24 protein-coding genes are annotated in these 23,716 nt (G+C 42.5%); 19 read left to right on the top strand and 5 right to left on the bottom strand.

What is annotated here, in order from left to right; genetic code table 11:
* The first annotated feature begins 41 nt into the window (after positions 1-41).
* The 3 genes from IGI73_RS08190 (at position 42) to pheT (ending at position 4,182) form a co-directional block, all read left to right on the top strand.
* Positions 42-362, top strand: a complete 321-nt coding sequence (locus IGI73_RS08190; protein ID WP_005226192.1) for a winged helix-turn-helix transcriptional regulator — start codon at positions 42-44, stop codon at positions 360-362.
* A gap of 352 nt (positions 363-714) precedes the next feature.
* Positions 715-1,761 (top strand): phenylalanine--tRNA ligase subunit alpha, encoded by a 1,047-nt coding sequence (gene pheS / locus IGI73_RS08185; protein WP_005226191.1) that lies wholly within the window; start codon positions 715-717, stop codon positions 1,759-1,761.
* The gene (pheT, locus tag IGI73_RS08180) at positions 1,762-4,182 is read left to right on the top strand and encodes a phenylalanine--tRNA ligase subunit beta (RefSeq protein WP_438759179.1); all 2,421 of its coding nucleotides are present in this window, start codon (positions 1,762-1,764) and stop codon (positions 4,180-4,182) included.
* 402 nt (positions 4,183-4,584) lie between these two features.
* Here pheT and trpS read toward each other — a convergent pair whose 3' ends face one another.
* On the bottom strand, positions 4,585-5,592 hold the full coding sequence (gene trpS, locus IGI73_RS08175) for a tryptophan--tRNA ligase (RefSeq protein WP_005226189.1): 1,008 nt from the start codon (positions 5,590-5,592) through the stop codon (positions 4,585-4,587).
* Between the two features lie 267 nt (positions 5,593-5,859).
* Here trpS and IGI73_RS08170 point away from each other — a divergent pair, with 267 nt between their 5' ends.
* The 8 genes from IGI73_RS08170 to cbpB all read left to right on the top strand — a co-directional run bounded on the left by IGI73_RS08170 (position 5,860) and on the right by cbpB (position 12,279).
* Positions 5,860-6,597 (top strand): amino acid ABC transporter ATP-binding protein, encoded by a 738-nt coding sequence (locus IGI73_RS08170; RefSeq protein WP_005226188.1) that lies wholly within the window; start codon positions 5,860-5,862, stop codon positions 6,595-6,597.
* Positions 6,598-6,615: 18 nt separating this feature from the next.
* Entirely contained in the window at positions 6,616-7,425 is an 810-nt protein-coding gene (locus IGI73_RS08165; RefSeq protein ID WP_428207304.1) for a transporter substrate-binding domain-containing protein, read from the top strand.
* Between the two features lie 11 nt (positions 7,426-7,436).
* Positions 7,437-8,084, top strand: coding sequence for an amino acid ABC transporter permease (locus IGI73_RS08160; protein ID WP_005226186.1), 648 nt, complete (start codon positions 7,437-7,439; stop codon positions 8,082-8,084).
* 17 nt (positions 8,085-8,101) lie between these two features.
* A complete protein-coding gene (locus IGI73_RS08155) occupies positions 8,102-8,758 on the top strand; it encodes an amino acid ABC transporter permease (protein WP_005226185.1) in 657 nt (218 codons plus the stop codon).
* A gap of 230 nt (positions 8,759-8,988) precedes the next feature.
* Positions 8,989-9,804, top strand: coding sequence for a glutamate racemase (racE, locus tag IGI73_RS08150; RefSeq protein WP_428207303.1), 816 nt, complete (start codon positions 8,989-8,991; stop codon positions 9,802-9,804).
* Positions 9,805-11,157 carry a ribonuclease PH gene (rph, locus tag IGI73_RS08145; RefSeq protein ID WP_428207302.1) on the top strand — a complete coding sequence of 451 codons (1,353 nt, stop codon included), beginning with the start codon at positions 9,805-9,807 and terminating at the stop codon, positions 11,155-11,157.
* Positions 11,154-11,666: a metallophosphoesterase gene (locus IGI73_RS08140; RefSeq protein WP_005226182.1), complete on the top strand. Its 513-nt coding sequence runs from the start codon at positions 11,154-11,156 to the stop codon at positions 11,664-11,666. The genes rph and IGI73_RS08140 overlap by 4 nt, the downstream gene beginning before the upstream one ends.
* A 109-nt stretch (positions 11,667-11,775) precedes the next feature.
* The gene (gene cbpB, locus IGI73_RS08135; RefSeq protein WP_005226181.1) at positions 11,776-12,279 is read left to right on the top strand and encodes a cyclic-di-AMP-binding protein CbpB; all 504 of its coding nucleotides are present in this window, start codon (positions 11,776-11,778) and stop codon (positions 12,277-12,279) included.
* A gap of 35 nt (positions 12,280-12,314) precedes the next feature.
* Here the strand turns inward: cbpB and IGI73_RS08130 are convergent, their stop codons facing one another.
* Both IGI73_RS08130 and fabI read right to left on the bottom strand, forming a co-directional pair.
* Positions 12,315-13,232 (bottom strand): mechanosensitive ion channel family protein, encoded by a 918-nt coding sequence (locus IGI73_RS08130; protein ID WP_015509767.1) that lies wholly within the window; start codon positions 13,230-13,232, stop codon positions 12,315-12,317.
* A gap of 147 nt (positions 13,233-13,379) precedes the next feature.
* Positions 13,380-14,135: an enoyl-ACP reductase FabI gene (fabI, locus tag IGI73_RS08125; RefSeq protein WP_005226179.1), complete on the bottom strand. Its 756-nt coding sequence runs from the start codon at positions 14,133-14,135 to the stop codon at positions 13,380-13,382.
* Positions 14,136-14,341: 206 nt separating this feature from the next.
* Here fabI and fabZ point away from each other — a divergent pair, with 206 nt between their 5' ends.
* Positions 14,342-14,782, top strand: a complete 441-nt coding sequence (gene fabZ, locus IGI73_RS08120) for a 3-hydroxyacyl-ACP dehydratase FabZ (RefSeq protein WP_005226178.1) — start codon at positions 14,342-14,344, stop codon at positions 14,780-14,782.
* A 50-nt stretch (positions 14,783-14,832) separates the two neighbouring features.
* On the opposite strand, the gene IGI73_RS08115 is transcribed toward fabZ, so the two are convergent.
* A complete protein-coding gene (locus IGI73_RS08115) occupies positions 14,833-15,582 on the bottom strand; it encodes a peptidylprolyl isomerase (RefSeq protein ID WP_010748413.1) in 750 nt (249 codons plus the stop codon).
* Positions 15,583-15,764: 182 nt separating this feature from the next.
* On the opposite strand from IGI73_RS08115, the gene IGI73_RS08110 reads away from it, so the two are divergent.
* Complete coding sequence (locus IGI73_RS08110) at positions 15,765-16,856, top strand: DUF871 domain-containing protein (protein ID WP_428207301.1); 1,092 nt, start codon at positions 15,765-15,767, stop codon at positions 16,854-16,856.
* Between the two features lie 178 nt (positions 16,857-17,034).
* Positions 17,035-17,985, top strand: a complete 951-nt coding sequence (locus IGI73_RS08105) for an alpha/beta hydrolase (protein ID WP_428207326.1) — start codon at positions 17,035-17,037, stop codon at positions 17,983-17,985.
* Positions 17,986-18,035: 50 nt separating this feature from the next.
* On the opposite strand, the gene gap is transcribed toward IGI73_RS08105, so the two are convergent.
* Positions 18,036-19,046 (bottom strand): type I glyceraldehyde-3-phosphate dehydrogenase, encoded by a 1,011-nt coding sequence (gene gap, locus IGI73_RS08100; protein WP_005226174.1) that lies wholly within the window; start codon positions 19,044-19,046, stop codon positions 18,036-18,038.
* A gap of 248 nt (positions 19,047-19,294) precedes the next feature.
* On the opposite strand from gap, the gene obgE reads away from it, so the two are divergent.
* From obgE to IGI73_RS08075, 5 genes are all read left to right on the top strand, one after another.
* Positions 19,295-20,608: a GTPase ObgE gene (obgE, locus tag IGI73_RS08095; RefSeq protein ID WP_005226173.1), complete on the top strand. Its 1,314-nt coding sequence runs from the start codon at positions 19,295-19,297 to the stop codon at positions 20,606-20,608.
* 180 nt (positions 20,609-20,788) lie between these two features.
* Positions 20,789-21,364 carry a DUF1269 domain-containing protein gene (locus IGI73_RS08090; protein ID WP_428207300.1) on the top strand — a complete coding sequence of 192 codons (576 nt, stop codon included), beginning with the start codon at positions 20,789-20,791 and terminating at the stop codon, positions 21,362-21,364.
* Between the two features lie 72 nt (positions 21,365-21,436).
* Positions 21,437-22,393, top strand: coding sequence for a ribonuclease Z (rnz, locus tag IGI73_RS08085; RefSeq protein WP_034857404.1), 957 nt, complete (start codon positions 21,437-21,439; stop codon positions 22,391-22,393).
* Complete coding sequence (locus IGI73_RS08080; protein ID WP_015509761.1) at positions 22,377-23,165, top strand: SDR family NAD(P)-dependent oxidoreductase; 789 nt, start codon at positions 22,377-22,379, stop codon at positions 23,163-23,165. Before rnz ends, IGI73_RS08080 begins: the two co-directional genes overlap by 17 nt.
* A gap of 12 nt (positions 23,166-23,177) precedes the next feature.
* On the top strand, positions 23,178-23,615 hold the full coding sequence (locus IGI73_RS08075; RefSeq protein WP_015509760.1) for a lipopolysaccharide assembly protein LapA domain-containing protein: 438 nt from the start codon (positions 23,178-23,180) through the stop codon (positions 23,613-23,615).
* Positions 23,616-23,716 lie beyond the last annotated feature (101 nt).

Below are 23,716 nucleotides of genomic sequence, written 5' to 3'. Positions count from 1 at the left end.
CGTAAGTCATATGCTATAATAGGTAAAAGAGGTGATGGAGAATGATAAAAGTAGAATCGGATTATGCCCTTTGTCCTAAATTTGAAAAAGCTTTTTCTATTTTAGGCAAAAAGTGGAACGGCTTGATCATTGATGTCCTTCTTGAAGACGGCAAACAAAGATTTGTTGAGTTAGCAAACAAGATTCCTCAAGTGAGTGATCGGGTGTTAGTCGAACGCTTGAAAGAATTAGAGCGGGAAGAAATTGTCTGCAAAGAAAACAATCTTTACTGCTTGACGCCAAGAGGTATTGCTCTTGAAAAGAGTATGATGAGTGTGAAGCGTTGGGCAGAAACCTGGGTACGTGAGGAAGAATGCAGTTGATTTCTCAACGGAAATTAGGTAAACTAAGCTTAAATGAATAGTAAAAAAAGCGTTGATAGAAACTAGTAATTTGGCTGGATCAGAAAAAGGGAGACTTGTCACAGACTGAAAGCAAGTCCTGTATTCGAAAAATGAATTTCACTTCTGGAGCTTGCTGAGAACAATCAGTCGGCAGTGTTGCTGTCGTTAGCCGAAGTGAGTGCGCGGAACTTTCCGCGAATGAGGATGGTAACACGAGACGTCGTTCCTTTTTTTAGGGATGACGTCTTTTTTTGTCTTTTTATCAAAAGATCGTCACTTTTTCCAGTCAAATCGTTTTTTACACTATTCACTGTATAGAAGGAGGAAACACATGTCTTTACAAGAAAAATTAGAAGCATTGAAGGAAACGACATTGCTTAAAATCAAAGAAAGTCCAACCATGAATGACTTGAATCAGATTCGAGTGGAAGTGCTTGGAAAAAAAGGTCCCATTACTGAAGTTCTACGGGGGATGAAAGATCTTTCTGCGGAAGAACGGCCGAAGGTGGGGAGCTATGCCAACGAGATTCGTGATATCTTGACAGAAGCGATCGAAGAAGCAAAATCGTCTATCGAAGCAGCAAACTTGGAAAAAGCCCTTGCTGAAGAATCCATCGACGTGACTTTGCCTGGTAAAAAGATGGACCGAGGAACACGCCATGTGCTAACGCAAATCATGGAAGAAATCGAAGATATCTTTGTTGGTATGGGCTACCAAGTAGTTGAAGGCTACGAAGTGGAAAAAGATCATTACAACTTCGAACGGATGAATCTGCCAAAAGATCATCCAGCCAGAGACATGCAGGATACTTTTTATATTTCAGAGGAAGTGCTGATTCGGACCCATACGTCACCAGTGCAAGCGCGAACAATGGAGACTCATGATTTTTCTAAAGGGCCGCTGCGGATGATCTCACCAGGGAAAGTTTTCCGTCGTGACACAGATGATGCGACCCATAGCCACCAATTCCATCAAATTGAAGGCTTGGTGATCGATAAAAATATTACGATGGGTGACTTAAAAGGAACCTTAGAAGTCATGATGCAAAAAATGTTTGGTGAAGATCGCCAAATTCGCTTGCGACCAAGCTATTTCCCTTTCACAGAACCATCGGTCGAAGTTGATGTCAGCTGCTTCAAGTGCGGTGGTGCGGGTTGTAACGTTTGTAAACAAACTGGCTGGATCGAGATCCTCGGTGCTGGAATGGTGCATCCTAACGTCTTAGAAATGTCAGGGATCGATCCAACCCAATATTCAGGATTTGCTTTTGGTTTAGGTCCTGATCGAGTGGCAATGCTGCGCTACGGCGTAAACGACATTCGCCAATTCTATCAAAATGATGTGCGTTTCATTCGCCAGTTCAAGGGGGAACAATAAATGTTAGTATCGTACAAATGGTTAAATGAATACCTTGATCTGTCTGAGATCACACCAAAAGAGCTGGCGGATAAAATGTCAGTGACTGGGATCGAAGTCGAAGGTATTGACGTGCCTGAAGAGGGTTTAAAAAAAATCGTTGTCGGAGAAGTGACCGACTGCCGACCACATCCAGATTCTGATCATCTATCGATTTGCCAAGTAAATATTGGTGAGGAAGAAGACACGCAAATCGTTTGTGGGGCACCAAATGTCAAAAGCGGCATCAAAGTCATCGTGGCATTACCAGGCTCTCGAATCGCGGGCAATGTGAAAATCAAAAAGGGCAAGATGCGGGGAGAAGTTTCGAACGGCATGATTTGTTCATTGCAAGAATTGGGATACGCCGATAGCGTGATTCCCAAAGAATACGCAGAAGGAATCTATTATTTACCAGCAGAAGCAGAAGTAGGAACACCGGTTTTTCCTTATCTCGATATGGATGATCACATTATCGAATTATCGATCACTCCGAACCGCGCGGATGCGTTGAGCATGTGGGGGGTTGCTTATGAAGTCGGTGCCATCTATCGGCAAACACCGAAGTTTCCTGAAATTGCGCTTAATGAAAGTGAAGTAGCTGCTGCCGATAAAATTCAGGTGAAGGTCACGGAAGCAACCGATGCACCCGCCTACCAAATTCGAATCATTGATGGTGTAACGATCGCCCCAAGTCCACAATGGCTGCAAAATCGCTTGATGAATGAAGGCATTCGTCCAATCAACAATGTTGTGGACGTGACAAATTATATCTTGTTATTATTTGGCCAACCATTGCATGCTTTTGATTATCAAAAGCTAGACAGCAAGGAAATACTGGTACGTCGCGGCAAAGAAAATGAAAGCCTGGTTACCTTAGATGGAGAAACACGTCAGCTTTCATCAGAAGACATCGTTATCACCAACGGAACGACACCCGTTGCGCTCGCAGGCGTCATGGGAGGGCTTGATTCTGAAATCACGGAAACAACGACCACAGTCGCTTTAGAAGCGGCGTTGTTCGATCCATTAGCGATTCGTTTAACCTCAAAGAAATTCAATTTAAGAAGTGAGTCCTCTGCTCGTTTTGAAAAAGGGATCAACCAAGCAACGGTTGCAAAAGCTTGTGATGCAGCAGCAGCACTGATTGCAGAACTTGCTGGCGGAACGGTCTTAAAAGGGGCAGTAATAGGTTCCCAAGTAGCTGTAGAACCTGTGGAGGTTACAATCACTTTAGCTCGAATCAATAGCTATTTAGGCACAGAAATCACTGATGAAGAAGTGCAAGAAATCTTTGATGCATTAGGCTTTGGTCATCGTCAAGAAGCAGACAGCTATATTGTTTCTGTCCCACCTCGTCGTTGGGATATTACGATCGAAGCAGATATCATTGAAGAAGTGGCGCGTATTTACGGTTATGATCGTTTGCCATCGACTTTACCGCAAGGAGAAACGGTTGCCGGTCATCTAACCAAAGCGCAACGTCTGACTAGAGAAGTTCGGACGCTATTGGAAGGCAACGGGGTCAGTGAAGCCATCAGCTATGCTTTGACCACTGAAGAGAAGGCACAACAATTTACGGATAAGTCGAGCCAAGTGACTCGATTGGATTGGCCAATGACCGAAGAGCGTGCCGTCTTGCGCTTGAATCTGATTTCAGGCTTGTTAGACGACGTTGCGTACAATTTGGCACGTAAAAACAATCGTGTTGCTTTGTATGAAATTGGTCGCGTCTTCTATCAAACAGGCGACAGTAAGCACGAGCTGCCAACAGAAGTCAATCACTTAGGGCTAGCTTTGACAGGAAATATCCATGAGAAAGACTGGCAAACCCAAGCTCAAAAAGTTGATTTCTTCCATTTGAAAGGCATTTTAGAAAATCTATTTGATTCGTTGGCATTAACCGACCGTATTCGTTATCAAAAAACGGCAGCTATCAAAGAGATGCATCCTGGCCGTACGGCAATGGTCCTGCTAGATGACCAAGAAATCGGCTTCTTGGGACAAGTCCACCCATCGATCGCCAAAGATTATGAAGTGAGTGAAACCTATGTTGCTGAATTGAACTTAGATCAACTGTTAGCAGCGAAAACAGAACAATTGGTCTATCAACCAGTTTCTAAGTTCCCATCAGTAACGCGGGATATGGCACTCTTGCTTGATGAAACGATCGATAACCAGTCCGTGATGGAGATCATTCGCGAAAGTGCGGGTCGCTTCTTAAGTGCGATTCGTTTATTCGATGTTTATCAAGGGAAAAACATCGAAGCAGGCAAAAAATCATTAGGGTACAGCCTGACCTTTAGCAATCCAGAAGCTACCCTGACGGATGAAGAGATCAATCAAGCAATAGCGAAAATTACTCGTAACTTAGAAGAAAAAGTTCAAGCAGAAATCCGCTAATCAAATAAGTAGAAAAACGTTCTCCACCATACAAAGAAGTTAGGTGGGGAACGTTTTCTACTATTATAATAGATGCTCAGATGACACAAGAATGTGAGGAGTTGAGTGAAAACCGTAAAAGATTTCTCTATAGAAGGCAATCCAGCTTTTTTGGTACAACTTTTTTTAAACACTGGCAAGGTTGAAAAAAAGGATTTTCTAATCCGCATTTTATGAGGTTATTTTTTAGGACAGCTCTCTTGGTTTTTGTGCAAGAAACAGCATCAAATCAAATTACACAAAGTGTCAGTCTGGGGAGGAAGGGTTCTCGTGAAATCTAACACAGAGTTGACACATAGGTTTTGTATGAAAGAATTCATTCCGATTTGTAAACAAAAAAACAAGCCGTAAAGGCTTGTTTTTTTAGGCGAAGTAATTGATGCCCATTGCATTTTTGACTTCAGCTAACGTTTGGGCGGCAACTTGTTCTGCTTTTTCACTACCAATTTTTAATAAGTTCATCACTTCACCGGGATCTTTTGCAAAAGCTTCACGGCGTTCACGAATCGGTGCAAATTCGGCTTCTAGAACATCGATCAAATAGCGTTTGATTTTGACATCGCCTAATCCACCACGGGTGTAATGTTCTTTTAATTCAGCAATTTTTTCTTTTTCAGTGCCAAATACATCAAGATACGTAAAGACCATATTGCCTTCAACTTGTCCAGGATCGTTGACATGAATGTGATTTGGGTCCGTATACATGCTCATCACTTTCTTTTGTAATACATCGGCTGGATCAGCTAAGTAAATACCATTGTTCAGTGATTTGCTCATTTTCCCGTTCCCATCGATCCCCGCTAAACGTCCCATACCTTTTGGCGGTAAAACCGCTTTTGGTTCGACTAATACTTCACTATACGTAGAATTAAAACTATGCACGATTTCTTGCGTTTGTTCCAGCATTGGTTTTTGATCTTCTCCAACGGGGACTAAATTTGCTTTAAAAGCGGTGATATCCGCTGCTTGAGAGACAGGATAGATGAAGAACCCTGAAGGGACGCCTTCGCCAAATTTTTTTTGTTCAATTTCGGCTTTAACGGTTGGATTTCGTCGTACTCGAGCAACACTGACTAGATTGAGATAATACATCGTCAATTCAGAGAGCTGAGGGATTTGCGATTGAATAAACATCGTCGTTTTTGCTGGATCCAATCCAACGGCTAAATAATCCAAAGCAACTTCTAGAATATTCGCTGAGACCTTCTCAGGTGTTTTCGCGTTATCTGTTAGTGCCTGCATGTCAGCGACCATGATATAAAGCTGATTTTCAGGGTCAGCTTGCATTTCGACCCGTTTTTTTAAAGACCCCACATAATGGCCAAGATGCAATTTGCCAGTTGGGCGGTCGCCAGTTAAAATCGTATTCACTTTTTTTCCACCTTTTCCTTTGTTATATGGTTTATCTTACCTTTTTTTAGCAAAAGAAACAACCGGTTCTCCTTGTGATCTGATGGGGTGAGAAATATTTTCATGGACAAAAACCTCACATCAAAGTAAAATAGCACTTGTCTTTTCAGAAATAAGGGGGGAACATTGGAAAAGCACCTTTACAAATGAAAAAAGATTGAGCTATAATATGAATCAAATCTTTCCAATTACTCATTTAATTTTAAAAAAAGCTAGGAGTGTGAATCAATGGCAATGATCGAATTTAAGAACGTAGAGAAATATTACGGAAAGTTCCATGCATTAAAAAACATCAACCTTGAATTTGAAAAAGGTGAGGTCGTTGTTGTTATCGGACCTTCAGGATCTGGTAAAAGTACAATGCTCCGTACGATTAATGGTCTAGAAACCATTTCAGGTGGTCAATTATTGGTCAATGGCAAGAACTTGTTTGACAAAGATGTCAAAATGACAGAAATTAGAAAAAACATCGGCATGGTGTTTCAACATTTCAATTTGTATCCAAATAAAACCGTGTTAGAAAACATTACGTTGGCACCGATCAAAGTATTAAAACAAAATGAGCAAGAAGCCATCAATTTGGCGGAAAAGCTTCTTGATCGGGTAGGGATGTTAGATAAAAAAGATTCCTATCCTTCCATGTTATCTGGCGGACAACAGCAGCGGGTCGCTATTGCCAGAGGGCTTGCGATGAAACCAGAAATGCTGCTTTTTGATGAGCCAACATCAGCATTGGATCCAGAAATGATTGGTGATGTCTTGGATGTCATGAAAAAAATTGCCAGTGAAGGCATGTCCATGATCGTTGTTACCCATGAAATGAGCTTTGCCCGTGAAGTAGCAGATCGAATCGTCTTTATGGCGGAAGGACAAGTCCTAGAGGATCGGCGCGATGTCGATGGATTCTTTGATGCACCAAGAGACGAACGTGCAAAACAATTCTTGAGCAAAGTCAGCAATCATTAAGCAATAGGAGGAACCCTTATGAGAAAGAAAATCTTTTCCTTTCTAGTCTTAGCCTTTGCCCTTGTGACTTTCTCAGGTTGTAAAGGACAAAGTGCCGCAGAGATCAATATTTTAGAAAACAGCAAAGAGACGAATCAGATCGTTTGGGGCGTAAAAAACGATACCCGTCTTTTTGGATTAATGGATATCGCGACCAGAGAAGTACGAGGATTCGATATTGATATCGCTCGTGCAATCACTGAGAAAATTTTAGGTCGTGATGGCAATGCCATCTTTGTTGAAGTTACCTCAAAAACCCGGATTCCTCTTTTGAAAAACGGCAACATCGATGCAATCATCGCCACGATGACTATCACGGAAGAACGTAAAAAACAGGTCGATTTTTCCGATGTCTACTTTGATGCAGGACAATCTTTATTAGTCGCAAAAGATAGTCCAATCCAAGGGATCGAAGATTTGACCGCAGACACCACTGTATTGGTCGTGAAAGGCTCTACTTCAGCTGTCAACATCCGTGAAGCAGCACCAGAAGCGCAAATTTTGGAACTTGAGAATTATGCGGAAGCCTTTACCGCTTTACAATCTGGTCAAGGGGATGCTATGACCACGGATAATGCGATCTTATTAGGGATGGCGAGTGAAAATCCCAATTACCATTTAGTTGGCGAAACTTTTACAGAAGAACCTTATGGTATTGCCATCAATAAAGGACAAAAGCCGTTTCTTGATGCAGTGAATCAAGCGTTGCGGGAAATGCGTGAAGATGGAACCTATGATGAGATTTACAACAAGTGGTTCCCTGAAGACGAATCAGGAAAAGTAGAGTAGGAGGAAACTGAATGGTTGAATTATTTCAAACGTATACCGGTCAGTTTATTGAAGGCTTTAAATACACAGTCATGGCGAGTTTGATCGCACTGTTTTTTAGTCTTTTGATCGGAACCTTAATGGCAATTTTTCAGTTGTCAGACAATCGCCTCATCAAAGGGATTGCCAAAGCGTATGTTGAGTTTTTTAGAAATATTCCCTTATTGATCATCGTGATGTTCTTTTATGTCGTTGTGCCAATGTATTGGGTTTCTTTTGACGGCTTTCAAGCAGGAACGATCGGTTTAACGATCTATACATCGGCATTTATCGCTGAAACGATCCGTTCAGGGATTCAAACGGTCCCTAAAGGCCAGATGGAAGCTTCCTTGTCTTCTGGTTTTACTTACAGCCAAGCGATGCGCTACATTATTTTGCCTCAAGCATTTAAGATCGTCGTACCGCCGTTAGGCAATCAATTTATCAATCTTGTCAAAAATTCATCAATTTTGGCGATGGTCGCAGGATTAGATATTATGTATCAAGGCGATTTGATCGCAAGTGAGACCTTCAATACATTTGATACGTATATCATTGTTGGTCTTTTCTATTTGATCATTACCCTACCATTGTCTTATTTGATGGTTTACTTGGAACGGCGTTGGGCTGTCCGCTCATAGAAAGGAGCTAACGAACTATGGACTTTTTTGAAGCTTTTTCAGCGATTAACATTCGCTTCTTGATCGATGGCTTGCGGGTAACAGTTGAAGTGTCGATCCTATCGATTTTATTTAGCTTTATTATCGGAGGGATCGCCGGTATTTTGCGCTTCAGCTCGATCCCAGTCTTTTCTAAAGTATTAGGTGTCGTGATCGATGTTATTCGTAACTTGCCTTTGCTCTTGATCATCTTTTTCACTTACTTTGCATTGCCGCAGATCGGTATCCGCTTTAATATTTTTTGGTCAGCGGTTGTGGCGTTGACGATTTTTGAATCAGCGATGCTCTCTGAAATCTTTCGTGCTGGTTTGAATTCTGTGCCAAAAGGGCAGATGGAAGCTGGTTTGTCTACAGGGTTGAGCTATGTCGAAGTATTGCGGAGCATCGTCGTGCCGCAGGCATTTAAAGCGATGCTGCCAGCGATCGTCAGTCAGTTGATCTCTTTGATCAAAGATACGTCATTAGCCGTGATTATTTCTTTACCAGAGCTGACTCATCATGCTCGAATCATTTATGGCCAAAATACAAACTATGTTTTGCCTATGTTTTTGGCAATGACTGTTTTATACTTTTTGGTTTGTTATGCCTTGTCATTGCTTTCTGGCTTTTTGGAAAAACGTCAGTACGATTACTAAAAAGAATAATCGTCAAAAAAATCCCCACGATCGGTCTTTTACCCATGCAAGTGCAACTTGTGGGGTGTAAGCCAATCGTGGGGGCTTTTTTCTTTTTGACCGTTTCGTGCTTTTTGGGAAAGCTTTTTTAGCAAACGAAAGGAATACTTGAAAAATAGTCAAAAAAAGTCCAAAATGAATAAGAGAGAAAAATGCACCAAACTCTTTCTTTCATGTAAAGGATGGAAACTATGACAAACAACAGACCAATTGGTTTTATCGATTCTGGTGTTGGTGGGTTGACGGTCGTCAAAGAAGCAATCAAGCAATTACCCAACGAATCGATTCTTTATCTGGGAGATACAGCCAGATGCCCGTATGGTCCGAGACCTGCTGAGCAAGTCATCGAGTATACGTGGCAAATGACCCGTTTTTTATTAGAAAAAAATATTAAAATGTTGGTGATCGCTTGTAATACAGCGACAGCGGTCGCCCTTGAAGAAATCAAAGAACAACTAATGATCCCAGTGATCGGCGTGATCCTGCCTGGCAGTCGAGCAGCAGTCAAAGCAAGCAAAAACCAACGAATCGGTGTCATCGGGACAAACGGAACGATCAAAAGTGACTCTTACAAGCGCGCGCTTCATGGCAAAGCGCCCCATGCGTCCGTCGTCAGTTTGGCTTGCCCGAAGTTTGTGCCGATCGTAGAAAGCAAACAATACCATAGCTCGGTCGCCAAGAAAATCGTGGCAGAAACGTTGCGTCCATTGAAAAACAAACGGCTAGATACAGTGATTTTGGGTTGTACCCATTATCCTTTATTGCGTCCTTTGATCCAAAATGAATTGGGGGCTCATATCCAGCTGATTGATTCAGGGGCAGAAACGGTGGGGGAAGTCAGTACCTTGTTGGACTATTTTTCCATTGCTGCAACGAGTCAGGACGATCCGCATCCGCAACATGCATTTTTTACTACTGGTTCACCGAAAATGTTTGATGAGATTGCCAATGATTGGCTTGATTTAGACACGATCTCATCGATTCACACTGATTTAGGAGGCTTTTAAATGCGACATGATGGCAGAAAAGAAACAATGTTAAGACCAGTTAAAATTCAAACCAACGTCTACAAACACCCCGAAGGATCGGTTGTGATCTCTTTTGGTGACACAACCGTGATCTGTTCGGCAACGATTGAAGATCGGGTCCCTCCGTTTTTACGAGATACGGGAAAAGGCTGGGTCACAGCCGAATACAGTATGCTCCCACGAGCGACCAACACTCGTAATCGTCGAGAAAGTGCCAAAGGCAAGCTTTCTGGTCGGACGATGGAGATCCAACGGCTGATCGCTCGTTCCTTGCGCGCAGTAGTCGATTTAGAAAAATTAGGGGAGCGCAGTATCGTGGTCGATTGTGATGTCGTTCAAGCAGATGGCGGTACCCGAACAGCTAGTATTACCGGCGCATTTGTCGCGTTGCGTTTAGCTATCGATACCTTGTTGCGTGACAAAGCGTTGACGGAAGATCCAATCAAGGAGCATTTAGCAGCAATTAGTGTCGGGATCTTACCAGATGGCACCTGTGTGACCGATCTCGATTATCAAGAAGATTCTTCAGCTACTGTTGACATGAATTTGGTGATGACGGAATCTGGTCGATTTGTCGAATTGCAAGGAACTGGGGAAGAAGCGACCTTTGATGGTCAGCAGTTGAATGAGATGCTGATCTACGGAAAAACAGCTATCGAAGAATTGATCGCCTATCAAAAAGAGGCACTGTTTTTACCAGATGAACCCCCTTATGAGATTCCCGAAAAAACGATCGTCATTGCTACAGGCAATCCAGGAAAAGCCAAGGAATTTAAAGCCGTATTTGGCGCAGCAGGTTACGATGTCAGTACCTTAAAAGACTATCCTTCCTTGCCAGATGTTGAAGAAACCGGCACCACCTTTGAAGAAAATGCCCGCCTTAAAGCCGAAACCATCGCCAGAATTTTGGGAAGACCGGTGTTAGCTGATGACTCAGGACTGAAAGTCGATGCACTAGGGGGACGACCAGGGGTGTACTCTGCTCGATTTGCTGGTGAGCAAAAAAGTGACGCTGCCAATAATGCAAAATTGCTCTATGAATTGACGGATGTCGAAGATGACAAACGCAGTGCCCAATTTCACTGTACGTTAGTTTTCGCAGCGCCAGGAAAAGAGAGTTTGGTGGTTGAAGCTCAATGGCCGGGGAGAATCGGCCGCATCCCTCGCGGAGAAAATGGGTTCGGCTACGATCCATTGTTTATTCCTGATGGTTCAGAGCAAAGCGCAGCCCAAATGAGTCAAGAAGAAAAGAACCGAGTGAGCCACCGTGGTCTAGCAATCAAAAAACTGCAGGAACAGTGGCAGGAGTGGTTAGAAGGAGAAAATGTATGAAATACTTAGTTGTCAGTGACAATCATTCAGATCGTGAGATTCTTGTTGATCTTAAAAATGAATTCGAAAATCAAGTCGATTTGTTCCTTCATTGTGGGGATTCAGAACTTCCTGAAACGGATCCTTTATGGGAAACATTCCAAGTCGTTTGTGGCAATTGCGATTACGGTGGTGGTTTTCCGAATGAGCGTATCGTTAAAACGCCGCTGGATACCATCTATATGACCCATGGCCATTTGGCGGATGTTCGTTTTGGCGTAACCAAATTAGGCTTAAAAGCGCAACAAGCAGATGCCTCGATCGCTTTGTTTGGTCATACGCATCAAATTGCTTGTGAGAAAGTCGGGAATCGACTTTTCTTGAATCCCGGCAGTATTTCCCAACCGCGAGGGCAAATTCAAATCAAAAGTTTTGCGATTATTGAAAGTACGCCAGAACAATGGGCAATCCAATACTATGATCGTTCCTTTCATAAAGTCCCAGAGCTAGCTTTCGTTTTCACACGTTAAGTAAGCGGAATCAAAAAGTAAAAATTTCATTATAATTTTGCAGGTTTCTACTTTCTATTCTCATTTTCAAGTAAAATAGAAGAGTAGCTGTGAAATGGAGGCAATTAGATTGATAGGACAGACCGTAGAAAAAATATTACTCGAGAATCAAGAAAATTTCTTGGTGCCGGCAGAGAATGTGGCATCGGTATTTTATAACCACCCTTTGAGTCACGCATTGCTTGTTTTATCAAAAGTGGGCTATTCAAAGATCCCAGTACTAGATAGTGAGGACCATTTAGTCGGCTTAATCAGCCTCTCAAACATCGTAGAACGAATGATGGATCTCACTGGCTTCAGTATGGAAAATATTGAAGGGCTGACTGTGGCAGATGTCATGGAAGTCAATGTGAATTGCATCAAAGAAAACGATGAGTTGGAAAGTATGCTGCATCTGTTAGTGGATCAAGCATTCTTGCCGATCGTTGATGATGACAATGTCTTTGTTGGGATTATCACCCGCAAAGAGATTTTAAAATCCGTCAATCATTTGGCGCATGAAATCGAAAGACGCTATTTGCTGATTTCGAAAGAAGATGCCCCAAAGATGACAGATGAACTGCATGTGGTATAGAAAAAAGGTTATCCCAGTTTCGGGATAACCTTTTTTTAAATACCGACGATCGGCGCATTGGGGATCGTATAGCCTTTGGCAGTTAAAGCATCGATCGATGCGGCCAAAAATTCCTCTTTGATTTTCCATTGCGTACCGTTGGTCACATACATGGTCGTGCGAATTGCAAAGTTGTTGTTTCCTAGATCCACCAGACCGAAGACCGTAGGGGCCGTTTGAATCTCTTCTTCGTGCTGCTGAGCAATCTGTTCATTGACTTCTTCAATGATGGCACGTATTTCATCTAAGCCTTCAGATGGTAAGATACGTACGTCTACCACGACTTGCATATTGGCTCTGGATGTATTACTGATGGTTGTGATGTTACGATTTGGGATATAATGAACGGTTCCATCAACGGATTTTAATTGAACAGTCCGAATACCGACGGCCGTCACTGTACCTTCAAGCGTCAGATTGGTCAAGCGGACGTAATCACCAACGTTGATTTGTTGTTCGGTAATTATAAAGAAGCCAGTAATCAAGTCATTCATAAAGCCTTGGGCGCCGAGACCGAGGGCGACACCGACGACTCCGGCACCGGCTAGTAGCGAGCCTACAGGTACGCCGATGGTTGAAAGGAGAGCATAGACAAAAAAGAAGCCTAATGTGTAATGAACCGTATTGCGGATCAGGGTATGGATCGTGTTGATTCGACTCACATTGAAGGTGGCTTTTTTTTCATAGGACCGATAGATCCGGTCAATGATCATGTTGCTTATTTTTAATAAAATTCCGAATAAGATACACAAAAAAAGCAGCATCAGTGCTTTTTGGATCAGTAGGCCAATGATCGATTCCCAGTCGATCGATGCCCACCATTTTTGTAATGCATTGAGCTGAGCAGCTGCTGGTTCGGTAATGCTGGAACCACTTGAATCGGTCGTGCTAGCTGCAAGTAGCAGTTGTTTCATAAAATCCCTCCAAGTCTTACTGCATCTATTTTAACGAAGATAAAATAGAAATGCAAAGGAGGTTTTCTGAAATACCTGTTTTTTTCAGAAAAAGCCTGCTTAGCCAACGGGTAGGCAAATAGCAGACTTTTCTATGACAATTATTGTTTAAGATAAATGAACGCCTTTATCAACGAAAATCACTTCGCCGATAATCCCGCTTGATAACGGACTGATCAAGAAGGCACAAGTATTGCCCACTTCTTCAATCGTCACACCAATATGATCAGGTGTTCGATCTTCTGACAATTGGATCAGTTTTTGATAGTCTTTTACACCAGTTACTGCCAGCGTCTTGATGGCACCAGCTGAAATCGCATTGACGCGGATTTTTTGCGGTGAAAGTTCGGCAGCTAAATAGCGAACGCTTGATTCTAAAGCGGCTTTTGCAATCCCCATCATATTGTAGTTCGGTACTGCCCGTTCGGCACCTAAGTAGGAAAGGGTAACGATTCCAGCATTTTCAGCTAAGATTGGTTTGGCATATTTGGTGACGGCAATCAATGAATAACTGCTGATGTCTTGCGCCAAAGCATAACCGTCACGAGAAATATTCAAAATATCGCCAGATAGATCTTCTTTATTGGCATAAGCAACGGCATGGACAACACCGTGGATCTCACCTGCATATTCTTTGATCGTTTCAAAGGCGGAAGCAATGCTTTCGTCATTGGCGACGTCACATTCCACTACAAATTCATCAGATTCCAATAAGCGCTCTAAAGGCTTTTTCATGCGGTCGTTTTGATACGTGTAGATCACTTCGGCTCCTTGTGCTTTTAATGCTTGTGCACAGCCCCAAGCGATACTGCGTTTGTTAGCAACGCCCATGACGACAACTTTTTTACCAGTTAAAAAACTCATAATTCCACTCCTTAATAAATTCAACAATAATAAAATACGTATAATGACAAATAGTAAATCAAACTATCTTGATTTCTAATTATTAAGCATAATTGTTTGATTGTCAAACTATTTTTTTCTTAATAAATATTTAGTTGCGAATTTCGCTGAACTATGATACTTTGATAATCAAACTATAATAAATTCTTAAGCAAGGAAGGGAAACCATGAAAAAACTATTGACTGAAACAGAAGTCATGGATTTGATTCCAAATCGCTACCCAATTATATATATTGATTACGTCGATGAAATCGAGTCTGGCAAAAAGATTATCGCAACGAAAAATGTCACCATCAACGAAGACTTTTTCCAAGGACATTTCCCAGGAAATCCAGTAATGCCAGGTGCCTTGATTTTAGAAACATTGGCACAAGCAGGATCGATCCTGATCTTGAAATCCGAGGAATTCCAAGGTAGAACGGCGTATATCGGCGGCATCAACAAAGCCAAATTCCGTCAAAAAGTTGTTCCGGGAGATACCATGAAACTTGTTTTCGAGATCACTAAAATCAAAGGCTCTGTAGGAACTGCTGATGCGGTCGCTACAGTGGACGGCAAAAAAGCTGCGGAATGCGAATTCACCTTTATCGTTGGCGACCAAAAATAAAAGAAAACCGCTGAAATTCCCGATTAACGGAGACTTCAGCGGTTTTTTATTTATTCTTTGGCTTCTTGCAAGACCTTGATCGTTTCGATCTTCACTGGCTCAACCGGTTGAGAATTCTCACCATTGCCAGAGTCTTGGGTTTCTGCTTGTGCAATTTTATCTACGACATCCATGCCTTCGATCACTTGACCAAAAACGGTATAGCTGCCGTCCAATCGTGGTGTTCCACCATTTTTGTAGGCTTCGATGATTTTTTCAGGATAGTGTTGGATCGCTAGACCGTCAGATACATCTTGATCATTTTGAACGATGTAGAATTGACTGCCTTGGCTGTTTGGCGCACTTGATTTTGCCATTGCTAATGCGCCTCGCAAGTGATAAAGCTGGTTGGAGTATTCTTCGCCGAATCCTTCGCCCCAAATGCTTTCTCCGCCAGTGCCATCACCATTAGGGTCGCCCCCTTGGATCATAAACTCTTCTACGACACGATGGAAAGTCAAGCCGTCATAATACCCATCTTTGGCATGGGTCAAAAAGTTTTCGACTGCTTTGGGCGCGATCTCTGGGAAAAGTTTGATTTTGATCGAGCCTTCTTCCGTTACCATTTCAACTAAAGCTTCATTCTCTTGCACATCCGTTGATAATTGCGGCAATTCCAGGGCATTCAAGTCAACAGATTCTGAGGTTGACGTGCTTTCTGCCGAATTGCTTGATGAGGGATCGGTGGTACTTGAACCTGTACAAGCAGCTAATAATAAAAGGCTAGCAGCTGCTGTCAGTGTGAATAGAATTTTTTTCATTCTTTCATTCCTTCCAGTTTTCTTAATGATAATCATAACAAAAAAGAGACATAGAAGAAAGCGCAGATTTTATGGAATGAGAAAGAAACAGAAGGAAAGGTGTAGACCACTTTTTAGATGTTTGCTATAATGAAAGAGGATTCATTATAATAAACGGATAGAATTTACAGGAGGTTTTTTTGATGGGAAAATTAGGGATATCGATTTATCCAGAGCGCTCAACGTTTGAAAAGGACAAAGCGTATCTAGACTTGGCACACAAATACGGCTTTAAACGGGTATTTACCAGTTTGCTGCAAATCAACGATGACAAAGAAAAAGTCTTGGCAGACTTTAAGCAAGTCGTAGATTATGCCAATCAGTTAGGAATGGAAGTCATGGTAGATATCAATCCTGGTTTATTCGAACAGTTAGGTATTTCTTATGATGATTTATCCTTCTTTGATGAGATGGGGGCTTACGGTGTTCGGTTAGATATTGGTTTCACTGGTTCAGAAGAAGCCAAAATGACCCGTAATCCTTACGGGATCAAAATCGAAATCAATATGAGCAGCGGCACGAGCTACGTGGATAACATCATGAGTTATTCACCTAATACTGAAAATTTACTCGGTTCGCATAACTTCTATCCTCATCGCTATTCAGGGTTAGGCTATGACCATTTTGTTTTTTGTTCGGAAAAATTCCGCAAATACAATTTAAATACGATGGCTTTCGTGAATTCTCACGAAGCTGATTTCGGTCCATGGCCAACACAAGATGGTTTATGCTCTTTGGAAGACCATCGTGATCTGCCACTAGCTACACAAGTCAAACATTTAGTGTTGACTGGTTTGATCGATGATATCTCTATTGGAAATGCCTATGCTTCAGAAGCAGAATTGGCAGCAATGGCTGAAGCGTTTCATGCTGATTATCCGACATTAAGAGTCGATGTCGTTGACGGAATCACTGAAGATGAACGAATTTGTCTCTTCGATAATCTGCACAGCTATCGAGGAGATCGCTCAGAGTACATCTTGCGTTCAACGATGACGCGGATCTATTATAAAGACAAGGAATTTCCACCTCATGATACCCGTGATATGGTAAGAGGGGAAGTCTTGATCGATAATGCTGGCTATGGACAATACAAAGGTGAGACGCAAATCGCCTTGAAAGCAATGAAAAATGATGGTCGCGTCAATGTCGTTGGTAAGATCGCTGATGAGGAACTATTCTTATTAGAATTTTTGAAACCTTGGTCAAGTTTTAAATTGGTCGAAAATAACTAATTATCACGAGAAATCAACCATTGCCAACAAAGCGTGTTGGCAATGGTTTTCTTTTTGGGCGCTTGCAATTGACAAACACGAGCAAAAAACGGTAATTTATGTAGTGGGTTCTTTCCATGAAGAACGATGAAACTATAATAATATTATGTAAACTATATAACAAGAGGACGTGACAAGTGTGAAAATGCGCTGGAAGATTGCCATCGGAGTGGCTGTATTAGCAATTGCAGGATTAGGGTATGCAGGAAACTATTTTTACGATTATGCGGTGGTTCCTTCAGAAAAAGATTTTTTGGAAGGAGATACCCCTGGTACGGATGAAAATCAGACAGGAAATGAATCGCAAAATTGGTTTACAGATCCAGCAAATCGTGAGATGTGGCAGCTGACTTCTGAAGATGATTTAAAATTATCCGCCATTTATCTACCGGCGGAGGAGAAGAATCGAGGAAAAACGGCGATCATCGCGCATGGCTACATGGGGAATGCAGAAACGATGGCGGACTATGCTAAGATGTATCATGATTTAGGCTATAATGTCTTGGTTCCAGACGCTCGAGGGCATGGTCAAAGCGAAGGAGATTATATTGGTTTTGGGTGGCACGAACGTAAGGATTATCTGCAATGGATCGATGAAGTACTCGCAAAAAATGGTCCTGAAGAAACGATCACTTTGTATGGCATCAGTATGGGGGCTGCCACGGTAATGATGACCAGTGGGGAAGACTTGCCGAAAAATGTCACTTCTATCATTGAAGATTGTGGGTATACCAACGTCAATGAAGAATTGGGTTATCAACTCGATCAATTGTTTGGTCTACCTGCCTTTCCATTGATGAATGTCACTAGCCTTGTCACAAAAATCCGAGCGGGGTATTTCTTTGGTGAAGCAGATGCAGTCAAACAACTGCAAAAGAATACGCGTCCAATCTTTTTTATCCATGGCGATGCGGATACGTTTGTTCCTTATTCGATGCTGAAAATTTTGTATAACGCGACCGATGCACCAAAAGAAAAGTGGGTTGTTTCAGGTGCCGAGCATGCGAAAAGCTACAAAACAGATCCAGCGCTTTATAAAGAAAAAATTGCAGCTTTTTTGGACAAATACGATCACCCAGCAAGTGAATAAAAAAGTGCCGGTTCAAAAAAAGAACCGGCACTTTTTGCTTGACCCTTGGCTTATAAACGAGCAAATTCTTCTAGCAAACGAATCATTTGGCAAGTAAAGCCATATTCATTATCATACCAAGCGACGGTTTTCACCAGTTGGAAATCGCCAGCCGTGGTTACTTCTGTTTGTGTCGGATCAAAGATAGAACCTTGGGTGGTACCAATCACATCTCCAGAGACGATCTCACGGTCATCGTAACCGAATGACGGATTATCGACGGTGTGTTTTCTGATCGCTTCATTGACTTCATCGGCGGTTACTTTGGTTTTCAAAATTGAGACTAATTCTGTTAAAGAACCATCGACGACAGGAACCCGTTGGGCGTGTCCTTGTAATTTGCCATTTAATTCTGGGATAACTAGACCGATCGCTTTAGCAGCACCCGTCGAGTGAGGGATCGTGTTATCTGCAGCGGACCGAGCGGCTCTTAAGTTTCCGCCTTTTACCGGACCATCCAATAGCATTTGGGTAGAAGTATAGGCATGTACCGTCGTCATCGTACCAACTTCGATCCCGAATTCCTCATTTAAGAAGTAGGCCATCGGAGCTAAGCAGTTGGTCGTACAAGAACCTGCGGATATGATAGTATCCTCTGGTGTTAACGTGTCGGAGTTGACATTGTAAACGATCGTTTTCATATTACCAGCTGGTGCGGAGATAACGACTCGTTTGACACCCGCATCAAGATGGGCTTGTGCTTTTTCTGCAGAAGTGTAAAAACCCGTGCATTCTAAAACGATATCGACGCCATTTTCTTTTGCCCAAGGGATTTTGCTTGCGTCTGGTTCAGCGTACACACGGGTCTCTTTGCCATCGACAACGATAGCATTATCCGTTGCAGTAACAGTTCCAGGGTACGTGCCGTGGGTCGAGTCAAATTGCAATAAGTGCGCTAACATGACTGGACTCGTTAAATCATTGATTGCCACAACTTCAATATCGGCAGAAACTTCTTTGATCCTACGAAAAGCCAAACGTCCAATTCGTCCAAAACCATTGATTCCAACTTTTACTGTCATTTCTTGTTTCCTCCTTTGATTGTGTCTGGTACACTTAAAAGTTTGCTACGATTTCAAGTGACTGTCAAAGAATAACCCTTAAGAATTCGCGATTTCTTACGGAAACCCATGAGAAAAGATAGACAAAAGACGTTTCGGTCGTTACAATAAAATAGACTTTCTTATTAGAGAAATAGTAACCACTTAAGGTGAGATAACTGATAATCAAAAAGTATAGAAGGTAGTAAAAAAAGAATGGAGGACAAATAATGTCCATGTTTTTAGATCAAGTGACAATCGATGTCAAAGCAGGAAAAGGCGGCGACGGAATGGTTGCTTTTCGCCGAGAGAAATATGTCCCAGACGGCGGACCCGCAGGTGGTGACGGTGGACGTGGTGGTGATGTCATTTTAGTCGTAGACGAGGGTCTGCGTACATTAATGGATTTCCGTTTTAATCGTCATTTTAAAGCGCAACCCGGGGAAAACGGCATGAGTAAAGGAATGCACGGTCGTGGCTCAGATGATACCTACATCAAAGTACCACAGGGAACGACCGTTCGTGACGCTGAAACAGGTGCCTTATTAGGTGATTTGATTGAGCAAGGCCAAACATTAGTGATTGCTAAAGGTGGCCGTGGCGGCCGTGGCAACATTCGGTTTGCCTCTCCGAAAAACCCAGCCCCAGAATTAGCTGAGAATGGAGAACCTGGTCAAGAAAGAAAAATCGAGCTCGAATTAAAAGTTTTAGCAGATGTTGGTCTAGTTGGTTTCCCTTCAGTTGGGAAGTCTACATTACTCTCTGTGATTTCCTCTGCTCGACCAAAAATTGGTGCGTATCATTTTACCACGCTGGTACCAAATTTAGGTATGGTAACAACTACTGATGGCCGTAGTTTTGCGGTCGCTGATCTACCTGGTCTGATCGAAGGAGCCTCACAAGGGGTTGGTTTAGGGACTCAGTTTTTACGCCATATCGAACGGACCCGCGTCATTTTACATGTGATCGATATGAGTGGCATGGAAGGACGCGATCCATACGAGGACTATTTGTCCATCAACAATGAATTGTCGACCCATAACTTGCGCTTACTAGAGCGACCACAAATCATCGTTGCCAATAAGATGGATATGCCGGATGCTGAAGAAAACCTAGCCCTTTTCAAAGAGCAGCTGGCAAAAGAAAAAACGGATGAGTTCGCGGATGAACCAATGATTTTCCCAATCTCTGGTGTCACTCGTAAGGGAATCGATGCCTTGTTGAATGCGACAGCGGATCTATTGGAAGTCACTCCTGAGTTTCTTTTATACGATGAAGAAATGGAAGAAGATGTTGTTCATTATGGCTTCCAATCGGATGAACCAGAGTTCTCAATTGATCGCGATCCTGATGCAACTTGGATCTTGAGCGGTGAAAAAATCGAAAAACTATTCCAGATGACGAATTTTGATCATGATGAGACCGTGATGCGTTTTGCTCGTCAGCTGCGTGGTTTAGGTGTCGATGAAGCATTACGGGCGCGCGGTGCCAAAGACGGCGATATCGTTCGGATCGGCAACTTCGAGTTCGAGTTTGTCGAATAATCGTTTAAAAGAACATCATTTGCCTAAAAAATACCTTTTTAGCTGCAGTGCATTTGACTACCGATCATTGATTTTCACTAAGAAATCAATGATTGGTAGTCTTTTTGGTTTCTTTTTTCATTTAAATGATTTACTGTTAAAATAAAGAAGAGAACAAATAAACCAAAGGGAGCGATTTTTATGTCAAAACGTGTCATTGTAATGAATTTTGATGCCAGTGCCAAAGCGTACCAAGCCTTTTCGGAAGTGAAACGGATGCATATGGAACGGAAGATCAAAGGGGAACAAATGGCAGTTCTTACCCACACCAATGAAGGCGTGCATCTATTTAAAGTCGAGGACTTTCTCGATTTTACTGGGAACAATAAGACATCAACGGGTGGATTGATCGGGATGCTCGTTGGTGTGCTAGGCGGACCTTTAGGAATCATGCTGGGCTGGTTTGGTGGCAGTATGATCGGTGCTACTCGTGATGCAAAAGAGATCCAAAATGCGCAAATGCTTTTTGAACATGTCGGAAACCAAATTGGTGTTGGTGATACGGGGTTATTATTGATCGCAGATGAAGAAGACAATCGTCCTTTGAATCAATTGATCATGAATGAATTAGGCGGTGACATCACGCGCTTTGACTACGATGAAGTGGAAGCAGAGATTGAAACGGCTAAGAAAGTCGAAGAATCCACCAAAGCACGCGTTCAAGAAGACTGGAAAAACTCTCATAACGACGCAGAAGATCGCCAATCTGAGAAATAAAATCCACAAGCTTCAATTGCAACTTGATTTCTTTTCCGCTAAAATTGGAAAGAGATGAAAGGAAAGAAGCTTATGGAATTAGAATTTTTAGGAACAGGCGCGGGTGTGCCTGCGAAACATCGAAACGTGACCAGCATTGCGTTACGACTTTTAGATGAACGGAATGCCGTTTGGCTTTTTGATTGTGGCGAAGGGACGCAAATGCAGATTTTGCATTCTACGATTCGTCCACGAAAGATTGAAAAAATCTTTATCACTCATCTTCATGGTGACCATATCTATGGGTTGCCAGGATTGATCAGCAGCCGCTCCTTTCAAGGAGGCGACACGCCTCTAGAGATTTATGGACCCAAGGGGATCAAAGCATACGTTCAAACCGTTTTGCGGATTTCTCAGACCAAAGTCAGCTACCCCTTACATTTTTTCGAGATTGAAGAAGAAGGGATTCTTTTTAAAGATCAGCAATTTGAAGTATCGTGTCTGCGTCTTGATCATGGCATTGACAGTTTTGGTTATCGGATTGTTGAAGCAAGCCATCAAGGGGAATTGCAAGTGCAGGCTTTACTGGAACTTGGGTTGAAACCTGGGCCGCTCTTCGGTCGTTTGAAAAAAGGTGAAGTAGTTACCCTTGACGATGGACGTCAAATCAATGGGGCTGATTTCTTGGGCCAAGCGAAAAAAGGTCGGATCGTGGCGATATTAGGTGATACGCGTAAATGTCAAAACGCCGTACTGCTAGCAGAAGATGCGGATGTATTGGTGCATGAAAGTACCTTTAACAAAGAAGAAGCCAAGTTGGCTCGCGCTTATTTTCACTCGACGACGCGGCAAGCTGCCGAAGTGGCACAAGAAGCTCAAGCGAAGCGTTTGCTGTTGACCCATATCAGTGCGCGTTACGTTGGCAAAGATATTACAAATTTAGTAAATGAAGCAAAAGAAGTATTTCCGAATACGTTGATCGTCAAAGATTTTGATATTGTCGAGATCCCTTTTGCCGGAGAGGAAGAAACAGATGAATTTAGAGAATAAAGTTGTCGTTGTAACAGGTGGCTCTGCTGGACTTGGAGAACAAATCTGTTATGAAGCCGCAAAACGTGGTGCGATCGTCGTGACTTGTGCCCGAAGAACGAATCTGATTGGGAAAGTCAAAGAACAATGTATGGAATTAAGCGGCAAAGAAGCGTATGCGTTTCAATTGGATGTAGCAAATCCTGAAAGTGTGGAGCGCTTACTAGAAAAAATCAATGAAAAAGTTGGTAAGATCGATGTCTTCGTCAATAATGCTGGCTACGGGATCTTTCAAGAATTTACAGAGATGGACCCGGCGGTCATCCGAAATATGTTCGAAGTCAATGTGCTTGGCATGATGGTTTTGACCCAGCAAGTAGCGATCCAAATGGCTGAACAAAAGCATGGTCATATCATAAATGTTGCTTCGATCGCAGGTAAGATCGCTACGCCAAAAACGGCCGTCTACTCTGCAACAAAATTTGCTGTGCTCGGTTTTTCTAACGCATTACGTTTAGAACTAAAACCATTAGGGATCAACGTAACAACGGTCAATCCTGGACCGATCGAAACGGCATTCTTTGACCAAGCAGACCCAAGCGGTAGTTACTTATCGTCGGTGGGCAGCCTAGTGCTCGAACCGAACAAATTAGCGCAAACGATCGTCAAAGCGATGATCCATCCAAAACGAGAAATCAATCGCCCACATATTTTAGGCGCTGCTGCGAAACTATATACCCTGTTTCCTTCAATCGGCGATTATATGGCGGGAACGATGTTCAACAAAAAATAGGAGTTGAAGCCCATGAAAAATCAATGGCGTGTTATCGTTGGTATTTTACTGATTTTAGTGATCGTTTTATTTGCCGTTGCAAACAATATGACTGTCCCGATCAACTTTGGCTTCACAACGATTCAATCGCCACTGATCTTAGTCATTATTGGTTCTGCTTTGTTAGGCGCATTGATTTTGCTGCTGGTTTCCACAAGCGCAATGTTCCGCCAAAAAAAAGAACTAAAGCAATTGAGAAAAGAGCTTTCAGATTATCGTTCGAATAACGAGAAGGTTCTCCAAGAACAACGAGAAGCTTTGGAACGGGAATACACGAACAAGCAGGCGGAGTTAGCGGCAAGACAGCAGCAGCTCGATGATCAAGAAGCCCAGCTTTCCTCACGTGCTGCGGGCGCATCCACGCCGCCAACGATCAATGAGGAAATGAAGTCTTTTGAATCGCAAGCCTAAAAGAACGACGTTTCACAAAAAAAGAGTTTGCTAGTGCAAGATTTGCTGCAAGCTCTTTTTTTTTGTGTTGTAAAACGAGTGCTGCTTCTCTCGTTGTTTTT

Source organism: Enterococcus sp. DIV0755f, from assembly GCF_051713725.1.
Taxonomy (GTDB): Bacteria; Bacillota; Bacilli; order Lactobacillales; family Enterococcaceae; genus Enterococcus_D; species Enterococcus_D casseliflavus.
The sequence above is the reverse complement of the archived record's forward strand: the minus strand, read 5'-3'. Positions and strand labels throughout refer to the sequence as shown.

Coding starts and splice junctions, on each gene's coding strand:
- IGI73_RS08190 (WP_005226192.1), top strand. CDS start 42: ATGATAAAAGTAGAATCGGATTATGCCCTTTGTCCTAAATTTGAAAAA.
- pheS (WP_005226191.1), top strand. CDS start 715: ATGTCTTTACAAGAAAAATTAGAAGCATTGAAGGAAACGACATTGCTT.
- pheT (WP_438759179.1), top strand. CDS start 1,762: ATGTTAGTATCGTACAAATGGTTAAATGAATACCTTGATCTGTCTGAG.
- IGI73_RS08170 (WP_005226188.1), top strand. CDS start 5,860: ATGGCAATGATCGAATTTAAGAACGTAGAGAAATATTACGGAAAGTTC.
- IGI73_RS08165 (WP_428207304.1), top strand. CDS start 6,616: ATGAGAAAGAAAATCTTTTCCTTTCTAGTCTTAGCCTTTGCCCTTGTG.
- IGI73_RS08160 (WP_005226186.1), top strand. CDS start 7,437: ATGGTTGAATTATTTCAAACGTATACCGGTCAGTTTATTGAAGGCTTT.
- IGI73_RS08155 (WP_005226185.1), top strand. CDS start 8,102: ATGGACTTTTTTGAAGCTTTTTCAGCGATTAACATTCGCTTCTTGATC.
- racE (WP_428207303.1), top strand. CDS start 8,989: ATGACAAACAACAGACCAATTGGTTTTATCGATTCTGGTGTTGGTGGG.
- rph (WP_428207302.1), top strand. CDS start 9,805: ATGCGACATGATGGCAGAAAAGAAACAATGTTAAGACCAGTTAAAATT.
- IGI73_RS08140 (WP_005226182.1), top strand. CDS start 11,154: ATGAAATACTTAGTTGTCAGTGACAATCATTCAGATCGTGAGATTCTT.
- IGI73_RS08130 (WP_015509767.1), bottom strand. CDS start 13,232: ATGAAACAACTGCTACTTGCAGCTAGCACGACCGATTCAAGTGGTTCC.
- fabI (WP_005226179.1), bottom strand. CDS start 14,135: ATGAGTTTTTTAACTGGTAAAAAAGTTGTCGTCATGGGCGTTGCTAAC.
- fabZ (WP_005226178.1), top strand. CDS start 14,342: ATGAAAAAACTATTGACTGAAACAGAAGTCATGGATTTGATTCCAAAT.
- IGI73_RS08115 (WP_010748413.1), bottom strand. CDS start 15,582: ATGAAAAAAATTCTATTCACACTGACAGCAGCTGCTAGCCTTTTATTA.
- IGI73_RS08110 (WP_428207301.1), top strand. CDS start 15,765: ATGGGAAAATTAGGGATATCGATTTATCCAGAGCGCTCAACGTTTGAA.
- gap (WP_005226174.1), bottom strand. CDS start 19,046: ATGACAGTAAAAGTTGGAATCAATGGTTTTGGACGAATTGGACGTTTG.
- obgE (WP_005226173.1), top strand. CDS start 19,295: ATGTCCATGTTTTTAGATCAAGTGACAATCGATGTCAAAGCAGGAAAA.
- IGI73_RS08090 (WP_428207300.1), top strand. CDS start 20,789: ATGTCAAAACGTGTCATTGTAATGAATTTTGATGCCAGTGCCAAAGCG.
- rnz (WP_034857404.1), top strand. CDS start 21,437: ATGGAATTAGAATTTTTAGGAACAGGCGCGGGTGTGCCTGCGAAACAT.
- IGI73_RS08080 (WP_015509761.1), top strand. CDS start 22,377: ATGAATTTAGAGAATAAAGTTGTCGTTGTAACAGGTGGCTCTGCTGGA.
- IGI73_RS08075 (WP_015509760.1), top strand. CDS start 23,178: ATGAAAAATCAATGGCGTGTTATCGTTGGTATTTTACTGATTTTAGTG.